This window comes from Pseudomonas sp. Irchel s3h17 (assembly GCF_900187505.1).
In the GTDB taxonomy this organism is placed as follows: domain Bacteria; phylum Pseudomonadota; class Gammaproteobacteria; order Pseudomonadales; family Pseudomonadaceae; genus Aquipseudomonas.
Genome location: NZ_FYDL01000001.1, coordinates 264,204 through 289,235, shown reverse-complemented (window position 1 = coordinate 289,235; position 25,032 = coordinate 264,204). Strand labels below are relative to the sequence as shown.

Genomic DNA, 25,032 nt, shown 5'->3' with positions numbered 1-25,032 from the left:
CTCCGTTCGTAAGTCTGTGATCGGGGAGCGGGCAGGTAGCCAGGCCCTTGTCAGATTCCGCGTCAACACCGCGAACCGAGACAGCCTGTTTCGCTCCCCTGGATCTTTGCGATCTGGCAACTGCCCGGCTACCCCTTGAAACCGGGGAAGCCGGGTTTCCTCATGAAATCCAGATCAGTTGAATGCCGTCAGGTCTTTCGGTGCGATGTCATGCTGCTCGCAATAGGCAAGATAGCGCTGCAACCCGGACTTCCAGTTTTCGAGCGCGACGATGTTGTCGTTCTCGTCCAGGAACGCGAGATCGCCAGTCACTTGAACCAGCATGAGCGAATACCCGTCTGCGCTTCCCGTGCTGACGACTTCAGGTGTGTGAGTCGATGCAGCCGTCTCGTACACAATGCTGCCAGGGCCGGCGATCCAGTCATGCTCCTTGTATTTCCACTGGCCTTCGATCGTGTAGACCATGACCGTCCCCGTGTGGTGGTGCTTGGGCAGTTGCATGTCGAGCGGCGCCTTCATCATGACGATCCATTCACCGCGGATCGGATCAAGCTTGAAGTACTTCAGCAAGACGTTTTCCGCATAGGGCGTAAACGGAATCCATGGCAGCGATTCGCCATCGATGACTGCGGTGTCGATGTGTTCGTAGAACATGTCTTTCTCCATTGATGCGGTTCAGATCGAGTATTTGCTGGCAACCAAGGCCGCCCGCCCATCTCTGATGGTCGGATGTCCTGGATTCTCTGGGGACTGTCAGGATCAGGTGAGCGGGGTGCCCGCCAGGGTGGCGCGCAGCATCTTTCTTGGCGCATTGCCGTAGTCAGCCACCGCGTAGTGCTGAACCTGCAGGTTGTCCCACATGGCAACCGTGTTGGTTCGCCATTTCAGACGTACCTGGTACTCCGGAATCGCAGCCTGAGACATCAGATAGTTCATCAGGTGATGAGCCTCCGGCATGAAGTCCTGGCCGTAGCGGATATCCTCGAAGTTGAAGAAATTCGAGAAGTGGGTGGTGAATGCCGAGTTGACGAACAAGACCTTTTCGCCAGTCTCTGGATGGGTAAGCACCACCGGGTGTTCAGCGGCAGGGTTCTTCGCGGCCATCGCATGACGCTCTTCGCGTGGCAACTGGGCACCAAAGGTCTGCTCGGCACCGTGTTTTGCGTACAGGCCGTCGATCCGTTGCTTGATGGTGTCGGGCAGGTTCTCGTAAGCCAACACCATGTTGGAAAACAGGGTGTCGCCGCCGGTCTCCGGACCCATTTCGCAGCGCAATACCGCTCCGCGGGGCGGCGCCTTCTTGTAGGTGACATCGGCATGCCAGAGGTTTTCGCGGCTGGCCTTTTCAACATAGCTCTTGGGCTTGCTCGGATCGAGATTGCGGTACAGCATCAGCAGCTTGTCCGCCTCCGGATGGCTCGGCGCCAGGGGATGTGCTTCCAGTTCAGCGAATTGCGCGGCGAAGTGCTGTTGCTCCATGGGGGTGATGTCCTGGTCGCGAAAGAACAGCACTTTGTGCTTCAACCACAGCGCCCTGATTTCAGCAATCAGTTCGGGGTCCTGGGCAGCATCTGCCAGGTTGATGTTGCTGAGTTCGGCACCGATGGCGGGGGAGCAAAGCTCCACCTTGATTGAATGCTGGCGTACCGACGACCGGATAGTGGCGGGTGCCGAGGGGGAGGCTGGTGAAGGAGTGTCTTGGGCTGCGGCGACTTTTGTCATTGTTGTCTCCAATCTACTTATACGACGGTGCGCAAAATGTGCATCCGGTAGAGGTAATTGGCCCCTGCCAGTTGGGCAGAGGTCCCGGCCCTATAGTAGGTATCGCGGGCGCGATGCTATGGGCATGGTGGGACAGTTTCTTCGCGTATTGGGACGTCGAGTCGCAAAGCCACTACGGGAGGGCGGATACGAAAAATGTGCGATGCAGGCCGGACGCAGTGCTTTTGGCCGCACAGCGACGGTCTAGCCTGGACCGCCGCTGTGGAATTCAGACCCCCGCCTGTTCTGACGAGTACTTTTTTCAGGGAGGATTACCCCAGGGCCGTGCTATGTCGCGCTTGCGACGGCGCAAAACGTTGCTCCGCCTCGATGACAACGATGGGAGGGTTTGCTTGAAAAACGTTAATCATTGGCCGACAAATCGTTTCCCCGTACATCGAAATAGACCGTCGTTATGTGTCTGCATAATCAACTCGGGGGTGCAGGAGCTGGAGGCGCGCGGCCTGGACTTGCAGCGATTGCAAGCCGACTGGGGCGTGAGCTTGACCAGCCTGCGCCAGCCTCATGTGCGCCTGCCGGCGTTTCTCGCCCGACGCTTCTGGGAAGTGGCACGCGAACTCAGTGGTGATCCAGCCATTGGCCTTGCCGCCGCTCGCCAAAGTGATCCGGGACAGATGCTTGGCCTGGCCTATCTGATGCAACTGATGCCCAGTCGGCCAGCGTCGCTGGTGGAGTTGTCGCGCTATTGGCCACTGTGGACCGGGCACATGGCATTGCAGGTCGAGGAGAAAAATGGACTGCTGCACGTTGCCTTGCTACCCGGTCATGCCTTGCTGCCGGCAGTCGAAGAGCTGGATTTCCGGGGTGCGCTGCAAATCCACACCTCAAAGGTTTGCCCGGCACCACTAATGGCATTCGCGAATTACGCCTTCGGCGGCCACGCCCAGAGAACCCGGAGCCTTGGCTGAACCTTGCCGCAGACCCGGTGCGGTTCGATGCCCTACGCGATGAGGTGGTGTTGGACATGGACGCTCTGCGTGAGCCGCGCCCAGCCGGAAGTCCGGCAGTCTGCAATGCCCTGGCGAACTCGTTGAAGAATTATGCGACGCAAACCAGCCGTGAATCGGTGCTTGAGGCGGTGGCTAACATCGTGCTGACTGATCTGGCGCACGCGCCTGGCCTGGATCAAACCGCCGAACGCCTGCACATGACCTCACGCACATTGCATCGGGCTTTGCAGCGCGAAGGCTGGACATTCAACGCTATTGTTGAAATTCAGCGACGATACGTAGCGCGCGATTTGCTCTCGAACAGTGAACTGACAGTGAGCGAAGTGGCTGAACGACTGGGGTATCGAGAGGTATCAAACTTCAGTCGAGCCTTTCGCCGTTGGTATGGCGTAAGCCCTGGTGCCAGGTCGTGATGGAGTATCTGTCATTGTTGAATGATGTGCCGCCCTCAAGACCGGGACCTTCCGGCCATCAATGGTCGTAGTGAACTCAACAGTCGCCCAGTAGAAACCGACGCCGACTTCAGCGTCCTGGAAATCGTAGAAAAGCCCACCGGCACAGAGAAAATGAAGCTGAAGGAAAGTCATTGGAAGCAACGGCTTCTGACTCGCGGCAGCGTATTGAGCGGAAACTGAAGTCAGATAGCGGGGAGGGGGCGGGATTGGAAATGCGTCAGATAAGCATTGAATCGCCTGTGGTTTCGAGAGGTCGCTACCGTCAACACAGGAGCGAAAGTGGCCTGGTTCGACGGACTGCCTTTGGCCGGTTGCTGCCTGTCGCGACGGGCAACAAACCCTTTGCAGACATTCATAACGTTTGGTTAAGGAGCTGCGGAACGCAGTCCCAGTGAGCGGAGTGAACGGTTTGAACCGCTTGTTAGGCGTTCCCAAATAGTTGGACGTATAAATCATTTGTGGTTTGCAGTTTGCTGAAGTTGCCTTTGTTTAATGTACGAATATTCGGCCTTTCTGATTTGAGGCCGGTAGCATTAGCCTTTGTGTGTTTGGCGATTTTTAGATTTTCTAGGCTCGGTAGTGGCTGGCCAGGGCCAGCCCCCGGTGTCAGGGTGGTATGGCCTCAGTCTCTGGCGCTTGTGTCAACCTATTGGTGCGAGTAGGTTACGCGACCCAATGTCGATAAAACTCAGGAATCCATAACATGCGTACGCGTATCACTTATGCCAAGCAAGTTCGCCGCGAGTTCTACAAAACTGTGTGGTTTTATTTCCTTGTTGTCTCGCCGATTTTTTTAATGCTCATTTTTATTATCTCGCTGCTCGGTCTGATCATCAGTCAGCTCGAAGGGTGGAGCGCATTTGAAGGTATCTACTTTGCTTTTGTCACCGGCCTGACCATCGGTTACGGCGACCTGGCACCCAAACTGGCCACCTCGCGTGTCCTTGCCATCGTGCTTGGTTTTAACGGCGTGCTGATGACGGCCATCTTTGCGGCTATCAGTATTAAGGCCATTGAAGTCACCGCTCGTGCGGCAAGTTCCGATGAGTAAGACCGGCGCAATAAGCAGAACCATCGTAGCCTCCAGCTCAAGGTTTGAGCAGTAGTTACCCACGCCGTCATGCACCAGGACTTTCATTCGGTTAGCGCGGCGATTGGCAAAGAGATAGGCACAGTGCGGCTTCGCCGCACCGAATACGGCGATCACTCTGGCCAACGCGGCCTCGGTGCCGGCGCGCATATCCATGGGCTCGGTGGCAAGCCAGATGGCGTCGATGCGGATCACTGGGCCAGCTCGCGGATAAAACGGGCGCACCCATCAGGATCTGAGGATGGCCACTTCACGGTGAGTTTCTGCGACCCCAAAGGAACCTCGATGCTGATGGACATTTGCTGATCGGGCTGGGTTCGGGACTCTAGTTTCATCGGAACGAAAGCGGGCAACGCCGGCGCCTGCCGATCACGATAAGCAGGTATCCACTTTTGGACGAGGTTGGCGTTGATGCCGTGGCGCAAGGCTACGCTGGCCATCGACACGCCAGGCCCCTGGCATTCCTGGACGACCTGGGCTTTAAAGGGTTTGGCATAGGAGGTTCGTTGGCGCATGGCAATCCTAACGATAAGGGTAGGTGACTTCGCCGGACGCTTACGCATGGCCGACTTCATGCGCCGCTGCAAGGGCAGGGTGATGGTCAGTATCAACGACCACCCGGACATCCGCCGGGTGTTTGAGGGCTTTCATTTTGAGACACTGGATATCCGCTACACCACGAGCAACCAGCGCCAGGGCAAGGCCGAGGTCAGTGGCGAGCTGGTGATCATGAACTGGGAGCCAGCAGCGCTAAGAGGGCTGTTTTGAAATGACCGCTTTCACCCTCTCCAGCCGTTGGGGCTATCTCGACATGAATGGCAGCTTCCGAGGGGGCAGCGGCCATTCAACGACCGAGGTCGTATGCGATCGTCTGCTACAGTGAGCTGCACAGGAGCCGCTCGCCATACGCCCTCTGTCGCAGCGAAACACTCACTCCCGATCAATCTGCGAGGCGCTTCGCGACTAAACGTCGTGCGCTTTCGAATCGCGGCTAAGACTACGGGAAGCCATCTCCCGAGTGGTTGAGCACTTGTCTTGGAAACCTTGCAGAAGGCTTTCTACTGTTCTGCAACAATAATATGTAACGCTCAGCGGCCTATAATCCCTAACTTTAGTATGGTTTTTTAATCATGCCGGGCACAAGGGAGGCAAGCTATGCGACAGCCCAAGATCGTAATCGTTGGTGCAGGACTGGTTGGTGGGTCGGCGGCCCTGTTCGCGGCCGTGGCCATTCCGAGTGCAGAGATCATCATCGTCGATCTGGCCCGAGGGCACGCCGAAGGGCAGGCGCTGGACCTCGCCCACGCCGCAGCATTCTGGGGGCACAACCGCTTCTATGCCGGCGATTATGAGAGCGCGCGCGACGCGGACATCATCGTGATCACCGCCGGCGTCAGTGTGAAGCCAGGGCAGACCCGTCTGGACTTGGCGAGTACCAACGCGGAAGTCGCGCTGGAAATTGTTGATCGCACTGCGACACTGGCCCCAGATGCGATCTACCTCCTCGCGAGCAACCCCTGTGATTTGTTGGCCGGCGTCGTTTTTGACCGACTGCGCTGCGCGCGGGAACGCGTCATCAGCACCGGCACCTCCCTCGACACCGGGCGACTGCGATCGCTTCTTTCCGAGCGGCTGGGCGTCGAAGCACCTGCGATTCACGCCTACGTACTCGGCGAACACGGCAACTCCGCGCTGATCGACTGGTCCGGCGCAACGGTCTCCGGCATGCCCCTCGAAATATTTCTGGCCAGAAGCGGCAAGGAGCTGGGGCCGGCCAGCCGAGATATGGTCCTGCGCTCCGTCCACGACGCCGCAAGGCTCATCAAGGAAGGCAAGGGCGCTACTCACTACGGGATCGCCAGTGCGATTGGACGAATTTGTCAGGCCATCGTGCATGACACCAACCTCATCCTTACGGTCGGCATCGTGCATGCTGAAGTCGAGGGCGTATCAGAGGTGTGTGTGTCGCTGCCAATGGTGGTCAATGGCAGCGGAGCGCACTTACTGGCTTATCCGGACTTCAACTCCAACGAGCGAGAGGCCCTGCAGCGCAGCGCGCGCATCGTCAAGGAAGCAACCGACAAAGTGCTTCTCACTCTACGGTAGGAACATTGCCTACGCGTCAACCGAACAACGCCATCAGGATGGTATGTCATGGCTGTATCATCTGACAAGGATTCAACGCCGATAAGCTCGCTTGCGCCGAAACCAAGCTCCTCGTTAGGGGATCTCAGAAATGCCTGGAGATTTTTCGTCCCGGTGATTATCGGTATCGCCCTGTGGTTCCTGCCGGCGCCGTCCGGCCTCGATGGGAAGGCATGGCACATGTTTGCCGTGTTCGTCGCCACCATCGCGGGCATCATGACCGCCCCTTTACCGATGTCGGCGGTAGCCATTATTGGCTCCACGGTGGGCGTCCTTGTTGGTGTCGTGTCTCTTGCCGATGTCACCCGATCGACGGGCACGGATCTCGTTTGGCTGGTCATGCTTGCCTTCTTTATCTCGCGCGGTGTGATCAAGACGGGCCTCGGGCGACGCATCGCGCTCCTGTTCATGCGGTTGCTGGGCAAGCGGACCCTGGGGCTGGGATATGGCCTGGTCATCACGGAGCTACTTATCTCACCCGCCATGCCGAGCATTACCGCCCGCGCCGGCGGGGTGATGCTACCAATTACCCGGTCGATGGCGGAAGTTCTCGGCAGCCATGCAGATGATCCGGAATCCCGTGGCAAGGTGGGCAGGTATCTGATCCTCTGCGCCTTTCACGCTAATATCATCACTGCGGGCATGTTCATCACAGCGATGGCGGGCAATCCCCTTGTGGTCAAGCTGGCTGCGGATCAAGGTGCTTTGATTAGCTGGCTCGACTGGGCGGTGGCAGCGTCCGTTCCGGGCTTGCTTTGTCTTGCCATCATTCCAGTAGCCATGCTGTGGCTTGCCAAGCCGCAGATTCGCCGGACGCCCGATGCGACAGCACTGGCTCAGAGAGAGCTAATTGCCATGGGTCCCATTTCGGTGCAGGAAAAAGTCATGGCGGTAATTTTCCTTGCCTTGCTGGTGCTCTGGATTTTTGGTAAGGAACTGGACATCGGCGCGACGCTGGCAGCGGCTCTCGGCGTCTCGTTACTGTTCATCACCGGAGTGCTGACCTGGCAGGACGCCCTTAATGAGAAAACCGCCTGGGACACGATGATCTGGATCGGCCTACTAGTTATGCTGGCGTCCAAACTCAACGAGTACGGCATGGTTTCTTGGTTCGGAGAAGAGTTCGGGGCACATCTGGCTGGCTTCCCGAGACTCGCCGTCTACATGATGGTGGCGGTGATCTACTTCTACATCCACTACTTCTTCGCCAGCGCCACTGCGCATGTCAGTGCCCTTTTCCCCCTTTCCATGGCGCTGATGGTGGCCGCCGGGATTCCACCGTTCACCGCAGCGATTGCCCTCGGTATCCTGAGCAGCATCAACGGTTCTCTGACCCAATACGGTATTGGCTCCGGTCCAGTCATGTTTGGCTCCGGCTATGTCACACAGAAGGAATGGTGGAAGGCTGGCTTCCTGATGAGTCTCATCTATATGGTCGTCTGGCTGGTCATCGGCCCGCTTTGGTGGAAAGTCCTTGGGTATGTCTGAGATACAGGGCGCAGAAATCAGGATACGTACGGCACAGATTGATGGCCAGCGTGCCGCCCGTACTCACCGATGACCCGCCGGAGGGCATGCCCCAACGAAGGGCTGCTTCAGCGGCCAGGCTGGTGTCCAGATGTCTGTGTAACGGCCTGGCAGACGGCCATAGTTGGCGGAACCCGGAAGTTCGTTGTCGGCCGGTGCGACCGACTCGACTTGCGACTGCCGCGCTCCCGGCACCGGTGCCTTTATTGCGAAACCGCTCGCAGCACGGCGGGAGCGGTGGCAGCTAATACGGATATTCCGCGCAGCAAACACTGTAAAGGCGTATTGGATCAGAAGTAAGCAGCACAGGACGCTCATGATTCTGTCCCATCGAGCGCATTCCGCCGCTCCTAACTGTTGCCCGCAAGACCCGACTGATTAGCACACCAAGGTCCGCTCTCGGAACGGGACCGACCTTCGGGTATCCTCGTGGATGCTGCGACCACTGTCTGCATTTGGCCGGGTTCTGCCGGTCACCACCGGCAGCTATGAGATGAAAGCCACCTCTTATGACTCGACTGCGTCGGCCAAAACCAATTGCTTGCGGCACGGAACCTCTCATCTTTGGCATGACGCACACGTCCACATTGTCAAATGTTCAGCTTCGAAGCAGGGAAAGGCGTCACCCTCGCTGATCGACACAGCGAGACGTGTGAACGGCGGCAAGCGGCGTTCCAGCAGGCCATTCGTCTCACCAGGGTCTGTTGACGTTTCGCTCCGAACCGCCGCGATCAGGGAAATGCGACCGCCGCCGCGAGATACAGCAGCAACGCCAGCAGCAACACCACGGTGAAGCCCAGGTGGATCGCCAGCAGGGTCGCCAGCACGGCCGCTACCACCGACACGCTGGCGTTGACGCCCCAGGCGATCGGCACCAGTGCTTCGGCGCGCGCGGAGACGCGCCCGAGTCCGAGCGGAAACGGCATGCCCATGGCGAACGCCAGCGGCGCTACCAGCGCGGCGCAGATGCCGAACCTGGCGAGGGTCCGCACTGGCGCCAGCAGCTGGAACAACGGGGGCAGGGCGATCAGGTAGAGCAGGGCGATCGCGCAGATCGCCAGGACTGGTCGCGCGAGCGGATGACGGGGCCCCACACCTGTTCCAATGTCCTCCCGCCGCCGGCCGGAGTAACGGCTGCCGAGGCCCGCGAAGATCAGGAACGCGCTGAGCGTTACCGCCACCGAATACAACGGGTGGCTGAGGAAAAGGGTGAACTTCTGGATGAAGGCGATTTCCACGAACATGAAGGCGAAGCCGATGGCGGCGAAGTAGGACACGACCCGACGTTCGAACCTAGCCAACGCCGCATTCCGAGAGCGCCACTGACGCCGCCGCGCCACCCATAGCGGCGCCAGGATCAGCAGCACGGCGGCCACGCTGGACTGCAGCAGCGTGGCGATCAGTACCGGATACCCCCACTCCAGCATCGCCAGGCCGCCCTGCTCCTTCAGCGCCAGCAGTTCCGGCAGCGAGCGCCACTTGAAGAAATGGAAGAAATACGGCCGGTCATCCGTGGTCGGACGCACGTCGAACTTGTAGCGTGCCAGGAACTCCGCGCGCTTGCCGGACAGCAGGGCCTGCGCCGCTTCGAAGAACCAGGGCCGGTCGAGCAGGTTGTAGCGGTTCGCCTCGGCCACGGTCATCCCGGGGTAGTAGGCCAGGTCGAAGGAGCGCGCCCGGCAGAACTCCCGCAGCACGGCGATGCCGGCGTCGTCGAAATCCCTGTTGCTGACCAGCAGCGTCGTGGTCTTCCAGCCGCGGATCATGACGATGCGCCGCGCCGCGCTGGCCTGCCCGTCGCGCTCGATGGCCGCGGCCGCGGTGACCAGCAGCCTGGGAACATCGCGGGGCGGCAGGGTGACCCAGCGGGTGATGGCCAACAGGCCGCCGGGCGCGAGATGGTGCAGGTACTCGGCGAAGGCATCCACCGTGTACAGGTAGTTTTCGGACAGCGCATGCAGGCCGCCCGAGGCGGTGCCGAAGGAGTCCAGCAGGGCGATCTGGATCAGGTCGTAAGGCGCTTCGCGCGAAGCCACCAGGCCGCGCGCCTCGCCGATCAGCACACGGACGTTGGGCGCGCTGTACGGCTTGCCGGAGAAGTCGGCGAAGCGGCGCTGGACCAGATCGATCACCTGCGGGTTCAGTTCGATGGCATCCACCGCGCTGGCACCGTGGTAGATCGCCTGCAGCACATCGGCGCCGGCGCCGCTGCCCAGCACCAGCACGCGGGGTTGGTGCAGCAGGTGATAGGGCAGAGCCGAGGTCAGGTAGTCCAGATAGGCGAGCGGCTCGCGGCGCCCGTCATAGCGGTTCAGCACGGAAAGGCCGTCGCCGTCGGTGAAGATGGCCAGTTGTGCGGGCGGTTCCTGCGTCGCGTTGAGGCTCAGGCCCGGCGCGTGGCGCAGGGGAATGGTCGGGCTGTCGACGACCGTGAGCAGGCCCAGCGGACTCCAGGTCTGGGCGATTGCGCGCGCATCCTTGATACGCAGCGTCTGGCTCAGTTCCTTGTACTCGGAGGGCAACAGGGCGATCCAGCGCTCGGGCACGCCGGCCGGCACCGCGACTGCCGCCACCAGCAGCAACGGCGCGAGCCAGTGCCTTTGCCTCGTGCAAGCCATGCAGGCCAGTGCCCCGGCGGCGATGCCGGTGCCGCCCAGCAGCCGCAGCGCATCGACGGGCGTCAGGGCGAACAGCGCGGCGACGATCGCCAGGCTGCCCACGCCGGCGCCGAGAATGTCGTAGGCATAGATCCGATGAATCTGTTCCTGAAAGCAGGTGAAGGTCAGGCAGATGCACACCGCCGCGCAGAAGAACGGCACGAACAGCAGCAGGTAGATCATCAGCAGGCGCGCCGACTGCCGCGCGTCCCAGAGGATCTCGAGGGGATTGAACGGAACCTGCTGGGCCAGGCTGAAGCAGGCGATGGCGCTCAGCCCGAACAGCACCGCGCCGCCGATGAACACGCCGTGGAAGCGCGGCGCCAGCACCGGCCGCGCCAGCGCCACGGCGGTGCCGGCAGCGCCGTAGCCGAGCAGCGCGACGCTGATCATCATGTAGGCGAAATGGTGCCACTGGATGATCGAAAGCAGTCGCAGCAACAGCACCTCGTAGCCGAGCGCGGAGGCAGACAGCAGCGCCAGGGCGAGCAATGGCGGCGAATGCATGTTCAACCGCCTCCGGCCAGCGGCACGAAGCGCACAGGCAGCACTTGCCGGGTAGACACACTGCCATCGCCGGCCTTCTCGATCAGCAGCAGGTACTGGATCATGAACGGCGCGCCGACCGGGATTACCATCCGTCCGCCGGCCTTGAGCTGGGCGATCAGTGGCGGCGGCACATGGCTGGCGGCGGCGGTGACGAGGATGGCGTCGTAAGGCCCGTGCTCGGGCCAGCCGTGGTAGCCATCGCCCAGCCGGGCCTGCACCTTCGCATATCCCAGCCGGCCCAGGCGCTCTCCGGCCTGGACTGCCAGCGGCTCGATGATCTCCATCGTGTAGACCGCCTGCGCCAGCTCGGCGAGGATCGCCGCCTGGTAGCCCGAGCCAGTGCCGATCTCGAGTACCACGTCGCCGGGCCCGACCTGCGTCAGGTCGGTCATCAGGGCGACGATGTAGGGCTGGGAGATGGTCTGGCCGTAGCCGATCGGCAGCGGGCGGTTCTCGTAGGCGTAGGGCACCTCGTCGGGCGGGACGAACTTATGGCGTGGCACCTTGGCCATCGCGGTCATCACCGGCGCGGCAAACTCGACCCTGCCGGTTTCGTCGCGGGTAACGGACGACATGTTGGCGATCTCCCGCACCATGGCGTCGCGCAACCGCGCGAACGGGTCGTCGGCATGCAGGCCGGCGGATGCCAGCGCCAGAGCGATGGCAGGCGCCAGGATGCGCGTCAGGAGCATCACCGGCTTCACAATGACTCCTCCGCCTAAGGAATAGTCGAATCGTATGGCCGGCGGGCTGGCTAGGCAAGCCGGGGGGGCCGGCGACCAAACCAGGCTGCGGCGACAGCCTGAGAAAATATCGCAACCTGTAATACTGCCGGCATCGCGATACCTTGGCTTCAAAGCAAGCTGCGATGACAGGCTCACAATGCACGTCATTACTCAGAAACGCCCGCTGAACGATTTAGCCAATCTGTTGCATCGACCGGTTGAATCCACAACCCAAAGCAGCCTTCGCGAAAGACAGCCATAAGCGGCTAATGCTAGTCAGTTAAGAGAAATAAAGCCGAACACGAAACCCGTGGCGAGGGAGCTTGCTCCCGCTGGGGCGCAAAGCGGCCCTGTTTTTGGGCTGCTACGCAGCCCAGCGGGAGCAAGCTCCCTCGCCACGGGTACTATGTTCGGCTGGTCTTTGGCTTAACTGATCGGCATTAGCCATAAGCGGCCAGTCGGCACCGCCAAAAACTATCCAGACACATTCGCACCACTAAAGGCCCGTAGTACGCTCCACCCAGAAACATGCCTTTGATTTACGCCGATATTTTCGTGCTACTCCCTCTCGCCCCACTGCACCGCTCAAAGCCCCCTCTGCTGCGCACCCTTCACGCTCACGCCTGATCCATAGCCTCGACTACTCCCATATCCTCACCCAGAAACCCGCCGCTTTGATGCTGCCACAGCCGCGCATAGACGCCGCTCTTCCCGAGCAATTCGGTGTGGGTGCCCTGTTCGATGATGCGTCCGTCATCCATGACGATGAGCCGGTCCATGGCCGCAATCGTGGACAGCCGATGGGCGATGGCGATCACAGTCTTGCCCTGCATCATTTCATCGAGGCTTTCCTGAATGGCCACTTCGACTTCCGAGTCCAGCGCGCTGGTGGCCTCGTCAAGAAGCAGGATCGGGGCGTTCTTGAGCATCACCCGGGCAATCGCGACGCGTTGGCGCTGGCCGCCCGACAGCTTGATGCCGCGCTCACCCACAAGTGTGTCGTAGCCGGTATGGCCTTGCTGGTCGCTCAGTTGGTTTATGAACTCATCGGCCTGGGCATTGGCCGCGGCGCTTCGGATTTGCGCGTCGGTCGCATTGGGACGGCCGTAGGCGATGTTGTCTCGAATGGAACGGTGCAGCAGGGAGGTATCCTGCGTGACCATGCCGATGGAGCCGCGCAGACTGTCTTGCGTCACTTTTGCGATGTTTTGGCCGTCGATGCGAATCTGCCCGCTGTCTACATCATAGAAGCGCAGCAGCAAGTTGATGAGCGTGGATTTGCCCGCGCCGGATCGGCCTACCAGGCCGATTTTTTCGCCCGGGCGAATGTTCAGGCTCAGGCCATCGAGCACTTGGCGTTCGCCATTGTAGTTGAAGCTCACATTGTCGAAGGTTACCGCCCCGCCGGAGGTCACCAGCACACCCGCGTCCGGTGCATCCTGCACCTTGGGGCCGCGGGTAAGGGTTGCCATGCCATCCTGTACGGTGCCGATGCTTTCGAACAGCGAGGTCATTTGCCACATGATCCAGTGCGACATGCCATTGATACGCAACGCCATGGCGGTGATTGCCGCCACGGCACCTGCACCGACCTCACCCTGGTGCCATAGCCACAGGGCATAACCACCTGCGGCCATGATCAACGCCACCACCAATGCCTGGTTGACGATCTCGAACTGGCTTACCAAGCGCATCTGGCGGAAGCCGGTTTGCTTGAAATCCTCCATCGCTGCACGCGCGAAGTGCGCTTCACGATTGGAGTGGGAGAACAGCTTCACCGTAGTGATGTTGGTGTAGGCATCTGAGATACGCCCGGTCATCATCGACCGCGCATTGGCCTGTTCCTGCCCGACTTTCCCCAGGCGGGGCACGAAGTACAGCATGGCCAGCCCGAACAACACGACCCAGGCAAGGAAAGGCAGCATCAGTTTCAGTGCGAAGCCGCCGGCCAGTGCGATGATTGCGATGAAATACATCCCGATCCCGGGTGCGATCTCGATAAAGGTGAATAGCACGTCGCGCACGGCTAGCGCAGTCTGCATCACCTTGGTAGTGACCCGGCCGGAAAACTCATCGGAAAAAAACGAAAGGCTTTGCCGCAGCATCAGGCGATGGAAGTCCCAGCGCAGCCGCAACGGCAGATTAATCGCCAATATCTGGTGCTGCACCATGGTGCGCAACGCCACTAGCCCGACGCTGGTCACCATTACGATACCCATGCCCCACAACACGCGACTTTCCTGCGAAGCCGCATCACCGCCTGCCTGCCAGGTCGAGAGCAGGTCTACGACCTGCCCAAGGAAGGAAAACAGCCAGGCTTCGTAAATCGACACACCGGCACTGAGCAGCGCAAGCGCAAAGATGTAACCGCGGGCGCCCCGCGTGCAGGCCCACAGAAACCGAACCAAACCATCGGGTGGCGGTGGTACCTCGTCAGGAGGAAAGGGGTCGAGCCTTCGTTCAAACGCACGAAGCATGGTGGTCTCCAAAACGATCAAGTTAAGGCGATTCTGCCATTGAACGCTTGCTTTGAGGGTTTTGCGAAGTTAGAGGTATGGCGCTGTTGGCAGGTCGTTCTGAGGATTGGGTTGCCGGGTGCGGGCTCTCATACATTGCCAGAGACCCGGTCGGCAGGGATAAAACGGCCGGTATCGAAGAGGGCTATTGGCCAAGATCGGACGTTCATCTAAGGACCGCTTGCGACCCAGGCTGTGTGAAAACGCACTGAATACGTCGAAAGTTGAGAACTACGGGCGTTGTCTGCGAAACCAGCAGACGGAAGCGCGAATTGCCCTAGTCAGCTACATAGACGTTCGTAATGCTGTTTGGGCCGCGTCAGCGGCCCAAACGGCTACTAACTGGCGAGCCAAGCGGCTGGATTCACGCCCTGATCGCCTCAAGCAATCCTGCGATGCCGAAGATGCTCATCATTCGTTTGAGGTTGTAGGCGAGCACATGAAGGCTCATTTCGGTACTTACCCGCGGAAGTGTTTTGGTCAGGAAGTGGGTGGCTCCCATCCAATATTTGAGCGTTCCAAAAGGATGCTCAACAGTCTGACGGCGAACCTTCATCTTCCCCGGGTCATGCTCCAGCCGAACCTGCATCGCGTCGATTACCGCCTCATGTTCCCAGCGCTTCACACGGCGCTCCTTACCCGTCGTACATTGCTTTTGCATTGCGCAGGACTGGCAGCCCGAGAAGTAGTAACAATGCAATAACATGCCGTCTTCCATCGACGAATGCCGCCGGGTCAGTAACTGTCCCGCAGGGCATTGATATTCGTCCGACGCAGTAAGGTAGATGAAATCCTGCTTGCCGAATCGACCTTCCGCTTTGCTGCCAGATGTCAGGGGTTTCGGTACGAAGGTAGTGATGCCGGCTTCCTCGCAAGCAAGGATTTCCAGACCCTTGTAATAGCCTCGATCTGCTACCACCGTCAGCGATTCAGCCCCGATTTCTTCACGCGCTTGGTTCGCCATATTGCTCAGTTGCCCACGATCATTACCAACGTTGGTCACCTCATGGGCAATGATCAGATGGTGTTTGTCGTCGACAGCTGTTTGTACGTTGTAGCCAACCGTTCCGGTGCCTCGGCCGCTTGTGGCCATTGAGCGTGCATCTGGGTCTGTGAGGGAGATCTGCTGGTCTGGACTGTCGTGGAGCTGCGCCTCGATTTCCTTGAGTTTCTGCATCTGCTTTTTCAGTGTTTCTATCTTTTCTTTAAGCTGCTCTGCTTTGGCCTCGGCCACTTCGGGCGTTGCCCGATCCGCCGAATCCATCGCCGCCAGATATCGATCAATGCTCTGCTCGATCTGCTGCATGCGTGCCTTCACCTTGCCCTGAGTGAAGTTGCGGTCGCGATTATTGACGGCTTTGAATTTGCTGCCGTCGATGGCGATGATCGACTGAGAGAAGAGATTGAGGTTGCGGCAAAGAACTACGAACTGGCGGCATACGCTGCGAATGGCTTTGCCGTTGTCTTTGCGAAAGTCGGCAATGGTTTTGAAGTCCGGAGCTAAACGCCCCGTTAGCCACATCAACTCGACGTTGCGCTCGGCCTCACGCTCAAGCCGGCGGCTGGACTGAATCCGATTGAGGTAGCCGTAGATATAGATCTTCAGCAACACCGCTGGGTGGTAAGCCGGACGACCAGTTGCGGCAGGATCGACGCCCTCAAAACCAAGTGCGCCCAGGTCGAGTTCATCGACGAAAACATCGACCACGCGCACTGGATTTTCTTCGGCTACGTAATCGTCCAGACACTCCGGCAGCAAGGTGACTTGCGTCCGAGCCTCACCTTCAATAAATCGCTTCATGATCGCCCCCGCTACGATCTCGACGATCAGAAGATTAGACAATTGCGAGTGTTTTCACACAGCCTGGACCCAATGCGGACGCTGACCAGCATTTGGTTAAGGGGCGGGCTTTAGCCCGTCCCAGTGAGCGAAGCGAACGGTTTGAACCAGTTGTTATGCATGTTTTACTAGCCGTTTCTTTAAATGATACAGGTTAGTCCCGATTGGTCGATCCTCAAGAACACCATAAATCTCATACCCATGCTGCTCATAGAACTGTTTAGCATCAACGGTTTTTAAGAATGCAACTACTGCCCCATTGTTGGCGCCAATCGTTTCTGCTTTTTCCAATAGCATAGAACCGACTTTTCTACCGCGATGAGATTCCTTAACCCAAAAGGTATCAATTTCTAAGCCATCCCAGTAACAATTACAGCTTATTGCACCGATGTAGTCGCCTACTTCGTCGTGTGCAACCACCATAAATATTTTATCTTCCGATTCTGGCGGTAGATTTGGATATTGAATTCGAAGATATTCTGAAAACCTATTATTCAGAACTCCCTGGTCCTTTTCTGTTGGAGAATCCAATATATCAATCTTGATTTCCACTTTATTGCTCCGATCATTCAAGTCTGAGGTGTCGTACGGCTTTTGGCATAATAATTAATTTTTCGACATGCGATGTCGCATAACGTTCCATGTCCATGCGTAATCCCTTGAGCAATCAAAAAATCGAGTCTGTAAACGCGACATCAAGAAGGGGGGAATCGGCATATTTTTTTGCACATTACTGAAGTATTAGCTGCGTGTCCATGGTCTGCTTTTGGCCGATAGTTGCCCGTCGCTGGGCCAGCGCTAGAAGCTCTTTATTGGCAATTCAGTAGTGTTCCATCGTGGAAGAAGTGCACGGATCGATAGCCTGCAGAATAAGAGCCGGAGCCTGTTTGCCGTAACTCTCCGTGTCTTGATAGGCGTTTGAGCCGTTCTGCTTGCGATATATTGGGAGCGCAGTGATCAAGGCGACTCTGATCTTCCTTTACGTCGAGCGCAAGATCTGGCGGCGCCTTGGTTTCCAGGGTCCATTCGACCTGAAGATGCTGAAACCTCTTGTAGTCCTCGATCGAGACATATTCTTGCAGTTGAGTTCGAAGGCCAATTTTCTCGCCCTTCGCGCCTACGATGCCACTAAATTCGGAAAGCTCGATTGGTTTGCTGAAGACTCTGAAGCCATCCTGGTCGACGAAGTAGATGATGAGTTGTGCTTTCTGGTTTCGTTCAGCCAGGCGAGGGTCCGATAGGTAGGCCGGATATCCGACGACATCTACGGATAACAAGAGCTTTCCGGACACTACCTTTGTCTTGGCCTGAAGTTGTAAACTGAGATTCGTGCTGAGGTCTGCTGACCACTCCTTAATGGTCTCGTACTGCTTGGCCTGGCTACTCTTGTAGCTATTGGTTGCCCAGGAGAAAAACGTGATCGTAATCGCGAGAGCCAAACCTGCAAAGAAGAGGCCTGTGGCGAGTTTCGCTGCAGCGAGAAGAAAGCTCTTCATAATGACGCCTAACTACTATTGGGCGACATTACTGTCGCATTGAGACACGACAGTAATGTCGTATACGTTCCTTGTCGTCCCGTAAACCCTGGCTTAGCTGGGAGGTCGTCGCAGCAAACGCGACATAACCCAAAGAGAAGAGCCACATGGCTGACGGCGAGATCGACCGCGCGGTAAAGATTCAGCGCAGCAACGAGACGCTACCAATTTGCCACTAGCCTGTCTACCGACTGCTTTTGGCCGATTTCTGCCTGTCGCGAAGGGCTTCAATCGACCCAGGCTGTGTGAAAACGCATGCGCCGTTTTGAAGTCTGCGTTGCTACGTAAAATCTGTCGGCGTTTGCTTGGTCAGCAGACCTGAAATTTGCATAGGAACGCGATTTTTGTTCCGATTCTGACTGTCAAACTTGCTCTAAAACGGTTTCACACAGCCTGGACCCGAAGCAGCCTTTCATCAATGGCTGGAAGCGGCGACTAGGCTCCTGAGGTAGGCAGTCAAATCACGAAACGGGTTTCGCCATCTCAGAGGGTGGCAATATCTACTTTGTTCATGGCTATGGTCTCCGATAGGCACCCTGTGAAAGCTTAGTGGGGGTTCACAGGGTGGGAGGGGTAACCATTTTGTGTTTTACAGATCGTATTTCAACACTTCAGCGCACAGGCGGTGCGTACTGAATCCCGCCGTTGTTCCACAAGGCGTTGAGGCCTCGCTTGATCTTCAGCACGCTGCCCTGGCCAATGTTGCGCTCAAACACTTCGCTGTAGTTGCCGACCTGTTTGACTATCTGAACCACCCAGTCCTTGCGCAGCTTCAAGTCCTTGCCGTATTCACCATCGGCACCCAGCAGCCGTGCGACATCCGGGTTCTTGGTGCTCTTGGCCTGCTCTTCGACGTTCTGCGAGGTGATGCCCATTTCCTCGGCGTTGAGCATGGCGAACAGGGTCCACTTGACGATACTGAACCACTCCTCGTCGCCCTTGCGCACCAGCGGGCCGAGCGGCTCCTTGGAGATGATTTCCGGCAGCACCACGAATTCGTCGGGGTGGGCCATTTTGATCCGTTGGGCGTAAAGGCCCGACTGGTCAGTGGTCAACACATCGCAACGACCGGCTTCCAGGCCCTTGGCGCTTTCATCGGCGGTGTCGAAGGTGATGGGGGTGTATTTGAGGTTATTGGCGCGAAAGTAATCCGACACGTTGAGTTCGGTGGTGGTGCCAGCCTGGATGCAGATGGTCGCGCCGCCCAGTTCCTTGGCGCTGCTCACCCCCAGTTTGTTGTTCACCAAAAAGCCAATCCCGTCGTAATAGGTCACGCCGGTGAACACCAGGCCCATGCCGGCGTCCCGGGAACTGGTCCAGGTGGTGTTGCGGGAAATAAGGTCGATCTCCCCCGACTGCAACGCGGTGAAGCGCTCTTTGGCGGTCAACTGGCTGAACTTCACTTTCGACGCGTCGCCAAACAGCGCGGCAGCCACAGCGTGGCAAACATCGACGTCGATCCCGGTCATTTTACCCTGAGCGTTCGGCACGCCGAACCCCGGCAGACCATCGCTGACACCGCACTGGATAAAGCCCTTTTTGGTAATGGCATCCAGCGTCGCCCCCGCTTGAGCGGTAGCGGTCACACCCAACAGGGCGGTGGCGGCCAACAAGGCCAGGGTGGATTTCATGCTCTTCATGCCAACGACTCCCTAGTGTTTCTTGTTATTCGACGCACATGTCGCGCGCCTGCACGCACCCGATAGTGGATGAAATCCTTGATACCGGTCAGTTTTAGTGGTTTTTTAGCCGTCCAACAACCAACCTTTCGGCAAGCGCTCCTTCCGGTTTGGAATGAACTGCCCCTGGCGCCGCATCCGTTCCCCTTTAGGTGGCCTCGTGTTTTCAAAACGTTTAACGCCGTCGATGACCGCCCTGCAGTGCTTCGAAGCGGCCGCTCGCCACCTCAGTTTCACCCGCGCCGCCCAAGAGTTGCACCTGACCCAAAGCGCCGTCAGTAAGCAGGTGGCGCAGTTGGAGGAAATGCTCTGCCACAACCTCTTCGAGCGAGTGCGCCAACGCCTGCACCTGTCGCCGGCCGGCGCCTTGTACCTGACCGAAGTGCACAAAATCCTCAATCAGGTGGACATCTCCAGCCGCTACATCCTCAGCTACGGCGGCGAAACCGAAGTCCTGCGTATCGCCACCCAGCCGACCTTCGGCGACCGCTGGCTGGTGCCCAAGCTCAAGGACTTCGCAGCGCTGCACCCCCGCATTCACCTGGACGTGCGCACCGATCTGGAGCCTTTCGACGTATTGCAGGCCAAGGCCGATATCGCGTTTTTCTACGGCCAGGGCTCCTGGCCGGGTGCGACCTGCATTGAATTGTTCAGTGAAGATGTGGTGCCGGTCTGCGCCCCGGGGTTCGTCGCCAGCACCGAGATCGCCCCTTCCCAACACACTTTGCTGCAATGCACCTCCCGCCCTGAGGCCTGGCATGCATGGTTTCTGGAACAGGGTCTGCATTCGCAAAACAGCTACCACGGCCCACGTTTCGACACGTTTTACATGTGCATTCGCGCCGCCCAGTCGGGGTACGGCGTGGCGCTGGTGCCCCGGTACATGGTGAGCGACGAACTGGCCCGGGGCAGCCTGGTAATTCCCTGGGATTACGCCATGCCCAGCGCCGGCGCACACTTCATCGCCCATGCCGAGCATGCGGGGGAAGTGCCCAAGGTGAAGGCGTTTTTGCGGTGGATGGTCACGTATATCACGCCCGCCTAGGACTCCCGTGGCTCTATGTGGGAGCGGGCATGCTCCAGAGAACACCACACATCCCAAATTTTTATAATGACCCGCACACTTGACTTAGTTCGCGGCACGGACCTGCCCCGGGCTTAGATACCCCTAGCTGCTCATCAGTATTGGCGCCGAATCAAACAACGTTGCTGACATGACGCAGCTCTTCCACTGGCCGCTATTGGCCGAGTTCTGCCTGTCGCGAAGGGCTGAATCCACAGCCGATAGCGGTCAGTATCGACTGGCTGCTATCGACCCTCAGTGGATATCGGAGAAGAGTAATGCTGTTCCCCTTTGTTGGTCAGCTCTGCGGAGGGGGGCCACTGAAACGCAGGGCCCCACTCGAAGTATCAGCCCGTCCGGCGGCTCATCAGTTGGCGATACTGCCGTGTGCGGTGCAGGCTCGCCCACTGTTCCTGTAGCAATGCCCACAGCGGTGAGGCGTTCGGGGTCGGCGGGTTGCCGTGTGCCAGATTGCGCATCTGGAACTTCACCAGGGCCATATAGGCCAACGCGGCCAGGGCCTTGCGCTTCCAGCGGATCGGCGGCAGTTCGGCGCTGGCCTGAACCTGGCCCGCTTGCCAGAGGCCCGGCAGTGCCGGGTTGACCGCCAGCGCGGTGGCGATGCCGGCCATGGCCACGCCGCCGGCCAGCACCTGTTCCACCACCGGCAGGCGGCGAATGCCACCGGTGACCATGACCGGCATGCGCGCGATGGCGGCAATCTCCTGGGCAAACTCGAGGAAGTAGGCTTCGCGTTTCAGGGTCCGGCCATCACGGGCATCGCCCTGCATGGCCGGCGCCTCGTAGCTGCCGCCGGAGAGTTCTACCAGGTCCACCGCAAGCTCGTTGAGCCAGCGCACCACCTGGCGTGCGTCGCTCGGCTCGAAGCCGCCTCGCTGGAAGTCCGCCGAATTCAACTTCACCGCCACGCAGAAGCCCGGCGACACCTGGGCGCGCACCGCCTTTATCACCTCCAGCAGCAAGCGCGCGCGGTTCTCCAGGGAGCCGCCCCAGCGGTCCTCGCGGCGGTTGCTCAGGGGCGAAAGGAATTGGCTCAGCAGGTAGCCGTGGGCGGCATGCACCTGCACCCCGCTGAAGCCGGCCTGTTCGGCCAAGGCTGCGGTGCGGGCGAAGCGCTGGATCAGCGCGGCGATCTGCGTTTCGTCGAGCGCCTTGGGCACCGGGAACAGCTTCGACAATCCACCCATCTCCAATGCCACGGCAGAGGGTGCCACGGTGGGCTGGCCGAGATTGGCCTGCATCTGCCGGCCGGGGTGGTTGATCTGCATCCAGAACTGCGCCCCCTGCATGCGGCCGATGCGCGCCCATTCGCGGAAGCGCTCCAGCCGCTGTCCTTCCTCCAACACAACACCGCCGGGACCGGTCATGGCGCGGGCGTCTACCATCACGTTGCCGGTCAGCAGCAACCCTGCGCCGCCCTCGGCCCAGGCCCGGTAGAGGCGCAGCAACGGGTCCGATGGGGTCTGGTCCTGATTGGCGAGGTTTTCCTCCATCGCCGCCTTGGCGATCCGGTTGGGAATGACGGCGCCATTGGGCAACTGCAGGGGCTCGAAAGGGGACATGGGGCTCTCCGGGAGGTTGGGCGCCGTGCGTCGGCTCGTGGATAGCCGGACGGCGGCGGGGCTTTAATACGATAAAGCCTAAGGTTAAAGTCAACTTTAAGGTCAATAGGGGAGCCCCAATTAAATGAAGATCGGCGAACTCGCCCGGCGCAGTGGCCTGGCCGCCTCACGCATCCGCTTCTACGAAGCCAGTGGCCTGATCAGTGCCCGGCGCCTGGGTAATGGTTATCGCGACTATTCCGAGCAGACGCTGCACGCGCTGGAAATCATCGGCTGTGGTCAACAGGCCGGCTTCAGCCTGGATGAGATGCGCAACCTCATGCCTGACCCAGCCCAGCGCACCGACAACCACGACCGCCTGCTGGAAAGCCTGCAGCGCAAGGTGACCGAGATCGACGCCATGCAACAGCGCCTGGCACAGAACCGCGCGCGGCTGCTGGAGATAATCGCCGGCATCGAAGGCAAGCCCGAAGGCATGGGCTGCGAGGAGAATGCTCAGCGGATGCTGGCCGGGTGGCGGCAGCCGGGAGGGAAGGGCGCGGACGAGGCCGAACGGTAGGGCGCGCAGGCGCAGAGCAGCCCGCCGCAAATAGCCTATCCTGAACTCGCATGTCGAACTCCCGAGTTCAAGAGTCTGAAATTTCCCTTGGGTGCAAAAATTGTCGTCTTTTAGCTCAACGTCATGTGCGGAGAGTCAGCGATGGACCCATACAAACAGCCAAGGCAGACGCCCCCGAAGGAACAAACCCGCACATCCAGTAACGGAAGCGACAGTTACTCTGCAGCGGCTTACGTTCCGAATACGGTCCCGTTCAAGGTTCGCTTGTGGAATGTCACGCTGTCAGTCGTCTTGTTGGCCTATGGAACCTTTGGTGTGGTCACCGACCACTTTGTGGTTCCCGGGAAGCGTGGCTCAATAGTTTTGTATGGCTACCCTGCGTGGATCATGTATGGGGCGCTGTTGTGCCTGGTGGCCAACCTGGCGGCTGCCGTCATCGATCATTACGACACACGAAACAATGAAGGGCGGTACACGCGATTCGAGGTGGTTTCGCGAAAAACCGGATGGGTGTTGTTTTTTCTGGCATTGGCACTAGGCCTCGTCAAACACTTCCAGGATTTTACTTGTGAGAACAGTGTTGTCCTGAAGACGACCAACGAAAGGAGGGGGCTTACGGCATTCGCTTACAATCGCCACTGCGCGCCACACCTTTCGTCCAGGGTGATTGAACCGCAACTCAAAATCACAGTGGTTCCTGCAGCCTCTATTCTCCCCGCCAATTTTACAATCGCGGTGAACATGAATCGGACAGACATTGTTCGCATGTACTGGAACGGGGAAAAACTGGCCATTGAGTATCGCTTGCGTCAAGGTGCACGCGGCAAGGAAGCACGTCCAACGGTCTACAATGAAACACCTGTGCCGGTCGAGTTGATTGACGTGAACCCAGGTCCGGTGGCGCAGGGCTCGCGGGGCAATAACGCTGCACCGAATCCCTGAGCGTGAGTGTTATCCGCGCCAAATGAATCACGCAAGGTGAGACCGTCGGATACCGATCCTCAATCAGCTTCCTGAGCCTTTGCATCACTCAGGCTGGAAGCCCCCAGGCAGTAGAACAATCCCCCGGCAACAATGAACAGGGCGAGCATGTAGAAGATGTAGTGGGGGGGCTGGCTCGCCAGTACGATTCCGCACAGCACCGGGCCCAGTGCCGCGCCGAGGCTGGCCAGGTTTTGCGCGCCGTAATACATGCCGCGCAGGTGGTCGGGGGCGATCTTGTCGATGAACATGTATTCCGCCGGGAACACGATAATCTCGCCGATCGTGAAAATGACCATGGAAATCACCCAGAGCACCACCGTGGTCGACAGGGCAAAGCCCGCAAGCCCCAGTATGAACATGCTCAGCCCCGCTGCCAGCCACCGACTCAGGTGCCGGTGGGAAATCCTTCTGCCAATGGCGTACTGCAAGCCGATCACCGTCAGCGCATTGGTCGCCAGCGCGGCACTGATGATCCGGTAAGTGGTCTCGGGCGTCGTCGTGACCACCAGGTACTGCGACAGGTAAGCCGCGAACTGGCCAAAGACCACGGCGCTGAGCAGCCCGCCGAGGGTGAAGCAGACTAACCGATAGTCCTGCAGCAGCAGTTTCCCCACGGCCAGGAACGGTGCGGATGGATGAGCCCCGTCGGCGCTGCTCAGGTCTCTGTCGCCCCAGACGAAATAGAGGCAGAAGAACCCTGTGCCGAGCCCGGCGGACAACAGGAATGGCAGGCTGATATCCAGCTTGGCCATGGCAGCCCCGATAAACGGGCCGATGGCATAGCCGATATTGGTCAGCGTGTATTTGATCGAGAACACCTCGCTGCGCTCGGAGACGGGGAGCAGGCTGGCAAAGCCTGACTTGACCGCGATATCGATCACCGCATACGCCAGGTTGATCAACACCAGGCACACGTAGAACAGCCAGAGAGCGCTCGCCAGGAAGGCGCCGAGAAACCCCAGCGTGAACACCGCGCAACAGCCCAGAATCAACCGGTAGCTGGACATCCGGTCCACCAGGAAGCCACCGTAGAGGCTCAGCAGCGAGCCGATGATCAGTGTGCTGCCAATGACCAGTCCGGTGTCGGCGATGCTCAAGCTGAAGCGGGCGGCAAGGTAGATGACCAGATAAGGCAGGGTGATTCCCCGCGCCAGGGTCAATATCAGGGGGGCCGACAGCAGCAGATTGACTGCTCTCGGGTAGTTTCTCAGTGTGGTCAGCATCCTTGCCTCATCGTTCAACAGGTGGTTTCCAGGGCGTTCGCCTGCCGCACATCGTTGATCGATGCGTGGCAGCCAGCTTACTGGGAAATACCGTGCTGATTCATGATGATTTTTAGCCGATGTCTGGAGCTGAATTCATGAACAGGGAGCGTCCCTGTTTTCTTCCGGGC

At 59.0% G+C, this 25,032-nt stretch carries 20 protein-coding genes and 2 pseudogenes; 9 read left to right on the top strand and 13 right to left on the bottom strand.

Annotated elements, in window-relative coordinates:
• Positions 1-174 precede the first annotated feature (174 nt).
• A complete protein-coding gene (locus CKW25_RS01280; protein ID WP_095077213.1) occupies positions 175-654 on the bottom strand; it encodes a 2,4'-dihydroxyacetophenone dioxygenase family protein in 480 nt (159 codons plus the stop codon).
• A 105-nt stretch (positions 655-759) separates the two neighbouring features.
• On the bottom strand, positions 760-1,632 hold the full coding sequence (locus CKW25_RS01275; protein ID WP_218192545.1) for a TauD/TfdA family dioxygenase: 873 nt from the start codon (positions 1,630-1,632) through the stop codon (positions 760-762).
• Positions 1,633-2,201: 569 nt separating this feature from the next.
• On the opposite strand from CKW25_RS01275, the gene CKW25_RS26605 reads away from it, so the two are divergent.
• The 3 genes from CKW25_RS26605 to CKW25_RS01260 all read left to right on the top strand — a co-directional run bounded on the left by CKW25_RS26605 (position 2,202) and on the right by CKW25_RS01260 (position 4,238).
• Entirely contained in the window at positions 2,202-2,690 is a 489-nt protein-coding gene (locus CKW25_RS26605; RefSeq protein WP_172736377.1) for an AraC family transcriptional regulator ligand-binding domain-containing protein, read from the top strand.
• A 56-nt stretch (positions 2,691-2,746) separates the two neighbouring features.
• The gene (locus CKW25_RS26600; RefSeq protein ID WP_172736375.1) at positions 2,747-3,145 is read left to right on the top strand and encodes a helix-turn-helix transcriptional regulator; all 399 of its coding nucleotides are present in this window, start codon (positions 2,747-2,749) and stop codon (positions 3,143-3,145) included.
• Positions 3,146-3,890: 745 nt separating this feature from the next.
• The gene (locus CKW25_RS01260) at positions 3,891-4,238 is read left to right on the top strand and encodes a potassium channel family protein (RefSeq protein ID WP_095077210.1); all 348 of its coding nucleotides are present in this window, start codon (positions 3,891-3,893) and stop codon (positions 4,236-4,238) included.
• A 60-nt stretch (positions 4,239-4,298) separates the two neighbouring features.
• Here the strand turns inward: CKW25_RS01260 and tnpB are convergent.
• Positions 4,299-4,472 (bottom strand): annotated as a pseudogene (gene tnpB / locus CKW25_RS26910) (IS66 family insertion sequence element accessory protein TnpB); the annotation flags it as partial.
• Complete coding sequence (locus CKW25_RS01250; RefSeq protein WP_172736374.1) at positions 4,469-4,792, bottom strand: transposase; 324 nt, start codon at positions 4,790-4,792, stop codon at positions 4,469-4,471. The pseudogene tnpB and the gene CKW25_RS01250, both read right to left, overlap by 4 nt.
• Positions 4,793-4,835: 43 nt before the next feature.
• On the opposite strand from CKW25_RS01250, the pseudogene CKW25_RS01245 reads away from it, so the two are divergent.
• The 3 genes and pseudogenes from CKW25_RS01245 to CKW25_RS01235 form a co-directional block, all read left to right on the top strand.
• Positions 4,836-5,045 (top strand): annotated as a pseudogene (locus tag CKW25_RS01245) (DNA adenine methylase); the annotation flags it as partial.
• A gap of 387 nt (positions 5,046-5,432) precedes the next feature.
• Positions 5,433-6,383, top strand: coding sequence for a lactate dehydrogenase (locus CKW25_RS01240; RefSeq protein WP_095077209.1), 951 nt, complete (start codon positions 5,433-5,435; stop codon positions 6,381-6,383).
• Between the two features lie 48 nt (positions 6,384-6,431).
• Positions 6,432-7,910 (top strand): DASS family sodium-coupled anion symporter, encoded by a 1,479-nt coding sequence (locus tag CKW25_RS01235; RefSeq protein ID WP_095077208.1) that lies wholly within the window; start codon positions 6,432-6,434, stop codon positions 7,908-7,910.
• A gap of 770 nt (positions 7,911-8,680) precedes the next feature.
• Here CKW25_RS01235 and CKW25_RS01230 read toward each other — a convergent pair.
• From CKW25_RS01230 to CKW25_RS01200, 7 genes are all read right to left on the bottom strand, one after another.
• Positions 8,681-11,113, bottom strand: coding sequence for an SAM-dependent methyltransferase (locus CKW25_RS01230; RefSeq protein ID WP_095077207.1), 2,433 nt, complete (start codon positions 11,111-11,113; stop codon positions 8,681-8,683).
• A gap of 2 nt (positions 11,114-11,115) precedes the next feature.
• Positions 11,116-11,859: a protein-L-isoaspartate(D-aspartate) O-methyltransferase gene (locus CKW25_RS01225; RefSeq protein WP_256577895.1), complete on the bottom strand. Its 744-nt coding sequence runs from the start codon at positions 11,857-11,859 to the stop codon at positions 11,116-11,118.
• A 638-nt stretch (positions 11,860-12,497) separates the two neighbouring features.
• Positions 12,498-14,357 (bottom strand): ABC transporter ATP-binding protein, encoded by a 1,860-nt coding sequence (locus CKW25_RS01220; protein ID WP_095077206.1) that lies wholly within the window; start codon positions 14,355-14,357, stop codon positions 12,498-12,500.
• Between the two features lie 403 nt (positions 14,358-14,760).
• Complete coding sequence (locus CKW25_RS01215; RefSeq protein WP_095077364.1) at positions 14,761-16,197, bottom strand: IS1182 family transposase; 1,437 nt, start codon at positions 16,195-16,197, stop codon at positions 14,761-14,763.
• Positions 16,198-16,350: 153 nt separating this feature from the next.
• Positions 16,351-16,788 carry a GNAT family N-acetyltransferase gene (locus tag CKW25_RS01210; protein WP_218192544.1) on the bottom strand — a complete coding sequence of 146 codons (438 nt, stop codon included), beginning with the start codon at positions 16,786-16,788 and terminating at the stop codon, positions 16,351-16,353.
• 257 nt (positions 16,789-17,045) lie between these two features.
• The gene (locus tag CKW25_RS01205; RefSeq protein ID WP_095077205.1) at positions 17,046-17,732 is read right to left on the bottom strand and encodes a hypothetical protein; all 687 of its coding nucleotides are present in this window, start codon (positions 17,730-17,732) and stop codon (positions 17,046-17,048) included.
• Between the two features lie 650 nt (positions 17,733-18,382).
• Positions 18,383-19,411, bottom strand: a complete 1,029-nt coding sequence (locus CKW25_RS01200; RefSeq protein ID WP_095077204.1) for an amino acid ABC transporter substrate-binding protein — start codon at positions 19,409-19,411, stop codon at positions 18,383-18,385.
• Between the two features lie 226 nt (positions 19,412-19,637).
• On the opposite strand from CKW25_RS01200, the gene CKW25_RS01195 reads away from it, so the two are divergent.
• Positions 19,638-20,495, top strand: coding sequence for a LysR family transcriptional regulator (locus CKW25_RS01195; RefSeq protein WP_256577003.1), 858 nt, complete (start codon positions 19,638-19,640; stop codon positions 20,493-20,495).
• 365 nt (positions 20,496-20,860) lie between these two features.
• On the opposite strand, the gene CKW25_RS01190 is transcribed toward CKW25_RS01195, so the two are convergent.
• Positions 20,861-22,096 carry an NADH:flavin oxidoreductase/NADH oxidase family protein gene (locus CKW25_RS01190; RefSeq protein ID WP_095077202.1) on the bottom strand — a complete coding sequence of 412 codons (1,236 nt, stop codon included), beginning with the start codon at positions 22,094-22,096 and terminating at the stop codon, positions 20,861-20,863.
• A 124-nt stretch (positions 22,097-22,220) separates the two neighbouring features.
• On the opposite strand from CKW25_RS01190, the gene CKW25_RS01185 reads away from it, so the two are divergent.
• Both CKW25_RS01185 and CKW25_RS01180 read left to right on the top strand, forming a co-directional pair.
• Positions 22,221-22,655 carry a MerR family transcriptional regulator gene (locus CKW25_RS01185; RefSeq protein WP_095077201.1) on the top strand — a complete coding sequence of 145 codons (435 nt, stop codon included), beginning with the start codon at positions 22,221-22,223 and terminating at the stop codon, positions 22,653-22,655.
• Between the two features lie 141 nt (positions 22,656-22,796).
• A complete protein-coding gene (locus CKW25_RS01180) occupies positions 22,797-23,597 on the top strand; it encodes a hypothetical protein (protein ID WP_095077200.1) in 801 nt (266 codons plus the stop codon).
• Positions 23,598-23,656: 59 nt separating this feature from the next.
• On the opposite strand, the gene CKW25_RS01175 is transcribed toward CKW25_RS01180, so the two are convergent.
• Entirely contained in the window at positions 23,657-24,862 is a 1,206-nt protein-coding gene (locus CKW25_RS01175; RefSeq protein ID WP_095077199.1) for an MFS transporter, read from the bottom strand.
• Positions 24,863-25,032 lie beyond the last annotated feature (170 nt).